This is a genomic window from Streptomyces capparidis, assembly GCF_054782095.1.
On record NZ_BAAGTD010000114.1, the window covers coordinates 1 to 4889 of the forward strand.

Annotated in this window: 3 protein-coding genes and 2 pseudogenes; 3 read left to right on the plus strand and 2 right to left on the minus strand. The window is 71.8% G+C overall.

The window, feature by feature from the left end; all coding sequences use genetic code 11:
• Nucleotides 1-96 precede the first annotated feature (96 nt).
• The 3 genes and pseudogenes from ACYVO2_RS37070 to ACYVO2_RS37080 form a co-directional block, all read left to right on the plus strand.
• Nucleotides 97-960, plus strand: a complete 864-nt coding sequence (locus ACYVO2_RS37070) for a helix-turn-helix transcriptional regulator (protein ID WP_461012532.1) — start codon at nucleotides 97-99, stop codon at nucleotides 958-960.
• A 1643-nt stretch (nucleotides 961-2603) separates the two neighbouring features.
• Nucleotides 2604-3182, plus strand: coding sequence for a hypothetical protein (locus ACYVO2_RS37075; RefSeq protein WP_461012533.1), 579 nt, complete (start codon nucleotides 2604-2606; stop codon nucleotides 3180-3182).
• Nucleotides 3183-3244: 62 nt separating this feature from the next.
• Nucleotides 3245-3720, plus strand: a pseudogene (locus ACYVO2_RS37080) (IS5 family transposase); the annotation flags it as partial.
• Nucleotides 3721-3737: 17 nt separating this feature from the next.
• Here the strand turns inward: ACYVO2_RS37080 and ACYVO2_RS37085 are convergent.
• Together ACYVO2_RS37085 and ACYVO2_RS37090 are read right to left on the minus strand one after the other, a co-directional pair.
• Nucleotides 3738-4073: pseudogene (locus ACYVO2_RS37085) on the minus strand (transposase); the annotation flags it as partial.
• A gap of 551 nt (nucleotides 4074-4624) precedes the next feature.
• Nucleotides 4625-4889, minus strand: a 265-nt coding sequence (locus ACYVO2_RS37090; RefSeq protein ID WP_461012534.1) for a helix-turn-helix domain-containing protein, incomplete at its 5' end; no start/stop codon positions are given.

Consider the following 4889-nt stretch of genomic DNA (forward strand, 5'->3'; position numbering starts at 1 on the left):
GTCCGGATGTGTCACCGAGCAGCCTTCCGCGGCCGCCGCGCCCTGTCTTGGACATCCTTGCGGGCGGTTGTCGGACCCGCGGCGTACTGTGCTCCGGTGCTCTCGTTCGTCGACCTCGCCACCCGGCCGCAGTTCAACATCACCGCTGTGACCTGCCACGACGACCACACAAGTTGGTCGGATGCGCAGGCGCGCGACGACTTGCGGGTGGTCCTGGTGCGCCGTGGCAGCTTCCGCCGGGAAGCCGACGGCGTCCACGCGGATCTGGGTCCGACGCTCGCCTACGTCGGTGTCCCGGGCGAGGAGGAGAGGTTCGCCCACCCGTCGGGAGGCGATGTGTGCACCTGCATCACCTTGGCGCCGTCCCTGTGGCGCGGCCTGGCAGGAGATCGGCCGCCCACCGCCGCGTCCCCGGTGTACGTCGACGCCCGGCTCGATCTGGCCCATCGCGGGATGTTGGCCGCCGCCCGGGAGGGCGACATCGACTTCGGTGCCACGGAAGGGATGCTCGATCTGATCGGCCCTGTCGTGACACGGGCCGTCACCGGTCCCACGCCCGCGGGCACCCCGGCCACGGCCCGTGACCGGGCTGTCGTCGCCGAGGCACGCCGGCTCGTCGACGAAGGCCATCCCGCCGCGGCCGCCCTGTTTCCCCTCGCGGCACTGGTCGGTGTCTCGCCGTACCGCCTGAGCCGGGCGTTCACCCGCGAACTGGGCGTATCCCTGACCCGCTACCGCAACCGGGTCCGCGTGTCAGCGGCACTCGACCGACTGGAGGCAGGCGAAACCCGTCTCGGTGCCCTCGCGGCCGACCTGGGCTTCGCTGACCAGTCCCATCTGACCCGCACCATCCGCGACCACCTGGGCACCACCCCCACGGCCCTTCGCCGCGCCATGGCCCACCCCTGCCACGCACCCGCAACGGCCCAGGCTGCCGCACCCGCGACCACGGTGAGGTAGGAAGAGGGAACCGGCCCTCTTTCTCCCTGTGCGGGTCTTCAGGCGTTGAAAGCGGCTCCACCAGCGTCCACCCCACCGAAAGGGACGGGCCCTGGACACAGCCCGAGCCCCGCCACACGCCGGCCGATGAGCGAACGCAGGATCGCTCAACGCCCCTGCCAGCAGGGGCGGAGACGGCGGAGACGGCGGACGATCGCTCGGCCGGCAGACCCAGTCCGCCCGGGGCGGCAGCGCACGCAGGACCAGCGCGGTGGCCAAGGCGCGCACAACCGGACAGCCGGGCATGAGCCGCCGCCACCACCGAGGCGCAGGCCGCCCGTGATCTTCGCGAGGGGCCACGCAGGACCGTAGAACGAGGCGCCGCACAACTCCGTCAGGTCCCGCAGGATCCTTCGCGCCCACCTCGCCGCCCTCGGCCCCGGGCAGCACGGTCAGCCCCCGCCGCCCCTGCACGCGGGCGTGCACTGCGTGGCCTGGCGGGAGACAGGCACGGGAGCAGTGGGGTGACCGCGGGCAGCGCTACGGTGTCTCGTCGGCCGACGGCGGCCGGCGGATGCCTCGCCGTCGGCGCCGTCCAGCGGCGCGCGCAGGATCAAGGCGGTGGCCAGAGTACTCACGGCCGGGATGTCCAGCGTCCGCACGGCCACCACCCGACGCAGATCCTCGACGACCTCGGCGAGGGACCACTCCGGAATCGCAGAACGACGCGCCGCAGAACTCGACCAGGTACCGGAGCTTCTCCGTGCCCGGCTCGCCGCCCTCGGCCCGGCGCAGCGCGGTGAGCACCTCCCACACCGCCTGAAGCTCCCACGCGGGCAGGGAGAGCAGGTACAGCCGGCCGCCGACAGCGGCGAGTGCGGCGACCACGGCGAGCGGCGGGGCGGCATCGGGCGCGCAGATCGGGTATCCCGTCAGGTTCGAGCGCGAGTGCTGGCGAGGCCTGGGCGCCCGTGTGCGGCGGCGGGGCGGAACCGTACCCGGGGCCGCCGCGAGCGGTGGGCCCCGGGGACGGTTGTCGGCGGGACGGTTGTCGGTGGGGCTCGGCTACCGGGCGTCGCTGCTGCCGTCTTCGCCTTGTTCGACGCCGGGGGATGGTGGCGAGGGGGTCTCATGAGTGGGCAGCGGCGGCAGGAAACTGTCCCCCCTCGGCGGGGGAACAGGTTCCAGGGCGTGCGCTGGCGGTGTTCCGGCCGCCAGGGCTGAGGCGGCCGGACTGGTGAACCGTGGGGTGGGGCGCGGCCGGTAGCCAAGCGGCGTCGGTGTGTGGCACTTGGTGTTGGTGGCCCCGGCTGCCCCACCGGGGGTGATACGCATCCCCACCCGCCGCCTGGGGCGCTAGCGACTCCGCCTCGCCGACCCGCACCGGGCCACCGCCCCAGCCGCGCCATCGCCATCCGCTACAGCCTTGCCGACCCCGCTCACTCGATCCGCATCTGCCGCGCCGCGTACGGCATCCCTCCCTCACGCCTGCCGGTCACCGCCGGGGAGTCACCGCCCGAGGGCGGGGCAGCGCCCCGGCAGCGCACTACCGGAAGGCCCGTACGAGCGTGGGCCGTGCATGCGGTATCAACGGGCCGTACGGCCTGCCTCAACCCCGGTCGCGGATCCTTCACTTGCGTAGGTCGAGGTGTGATTATCCGTGGATGAACACGGATTCGACGGACTCGATCAATCCGGCCGGTACTGCGGTGTACGAAGTCAGGCACGGCTGGACGCGGGCCGACGCCAAGCTCGTCGCGGGCTCGAGCCTGTACCTGGTGGCAGTCGCGGCGCCGGGCATGCCGCTGCTGATGCGCGTGGGGGGCGTGCTGCTCTTATACATCGTGCTGGCGGGGACGATCTTGCCCTCCCTGAGCCGCGCGGTCGCCCTACGCGCGGACGACAAAGGCATCACGCTCGGTGGCTCTTTCCCCTTCTACCGGTCCACCACCGCCACAGTGCCCTGGCACGAGATCACCGCCGTGGCGGTCTGGAGCAGAACGGGCAGCGGTGTCACCTGGCGGAACATAGGCCTGGAACGGACACCGGGGCTGCCACTGCTCCCGGGCTCCGGGCGCAACCCCCTCTCCCGGTGGTTGCACATCCTGGCCGGACCCAGAAGGGTATCCCCTGAACTGCGGCTGTCCTCGCGCATCGCCGCCACCTGGCACCTCGACATCGAACGGCTCACGGCTGCCGTCTCCCACTTCTCCCCGCACACCGCCGTCCGCGATCTCGACTGAACACGGAGCAGCCCGCCCGCCTTACAGCTCATCTCATTTGGCGTAGTCGGTAGCCTGCGGGCGTGACGATCGTGGAACGTCTGGTGCCGGATGAGCTGTGGGAGCTGTTCCAGCGGGTGGTGCCGCCTGCTCCGACACGACCGCAGGGCGGCGGCCGCCGCCGACACGGTGATCGGGAGGTGCTGGCCGCGATCATCATCGTGGCCACCTCGGGATGTACCTGGCAGCAACTGCCGTCCGCATCGTTCGGACCGTCCGGGGCAACCGCACACAGGCGGTTCGCCGAGTGGAGCCGGGAGCGGGTGTGCGCCAGGCTGCACCGCCTGGTGCTGGACGAGCTCGGTGTCCGGGGCGAACCGGACTGGACCCGCTGCGCGATCGACTCGGTGAACATGCGGGCGACGAAAAGGGGGAGCTGACCGGCCCGAATCCTGTGGATCGGGGCAAGTACGGTTCGAAGATCCACTTGATCACCGACCGGAGCGGTCTGCCCCTCTCGGTCGGCATCTCCGCAGCCAACACCCACGACAGCCAGGCGCGCTCCCTTAGCTCATCTCATTTGGCGAGTGATCGGTAGCAGATGAGGGTGTAGGCGATGCTGGTGAAGGCGAGGAAGTGGCTGGCTGTGCGTTCGTAGCGGCGGTGGAGCCGTCGGCAGCCGGTGAGCCATGCGATGGTGCGTTCGATCGTCCAGCGGTGGCGGCCCAGCCGGGCCGAGGAGTCGACGCCCTTGCGGGCGATACGGTGGGCGATGCCCCGGCATCGCAGCCATCGTCGCAGGTGGGTGTAGTCGTAGCCCTTGTCTCCGTGCAGTTGCGCGGGTCGGCGTCGCCGTCGGCCGCGGCTGGAGCCGATCGGCGGGATGCCGGTGACCAGCGGGATCAGAGCCTCCCTGAGCACGCGCGTCACCACATATACGAAGGACGATGCGGGAGGTAGCGGGGGGGGGACAAGAAGGCGAGGCACCGAGGCGTCGCGGACGCCCATCACCTCTCCTTGCGCCAGCTCTACAAGCTGCTGGCCGAGGACGCCTCGCCGACGGCCCGGACACGCCGCCGCCTGGAGCGCTGCCGCCGCGACCTGGCCACCCCCACCTGAACGCCCAGTCGATCCAGGCTATCCCCGCTCGCTGGCGTTTCACCGCCCCCGCGCACTTCGGCCGCCTGCTCCGGGCCGCCTCCGGCATACCACCACGCGGATACAGGAACCTGCCGGACAAGGCGCGCCCGGATCGACAACAGCGCTGCGCGGACTGACAAGGACCGGATGCTATCGCCCTCAGTGCCCCCGCAGGGCGGGGCCGCCCGGTCGGCGGCTTTGCCCCTCGCCTCCCCAAAACCGGGCGGGGGTGCGTGAGGCCAGGAAACGGCACAGCGGCAGCGGGCGCCCCATCGGGGCCGGGTTGCCGGCAGCCGGACGGCACGGGTGCCGGTCGTTGGCTATTACCGCGGACCGCTCGGCGTTTTCTGCCCTGGTGCGGCTTGGAGGGCGGTGTGCCGGTGGTCGCGGGGGGTGATGCCGTAGGCGGCGCGGAAGGTGCGGGAGAAGTGGGCGGGGTCGGTGAAGCCCCACCGGGCGGCGATGGCCCGGACGGGGCGGGAGCGCAGGGCGGGGTCGGCCAGGTCGCGGCGGCAGTGCTCCAGGCGGCGTTGGCGGATCCGGGCGGCGACGGTCAGCCCCTGGGCGTTGAAGAGTGTGTACAGGTGG

What these genes read in the sequence shown, in the direction of transcription:
- ACYVO2_RS37075 (WP_461012533.1), top strand. Translation starts at nt 2,604, where the DNA reads ATGAACACGGATTCGACGGACTCGATCAATCCGGCCGGTACTGCGGTG.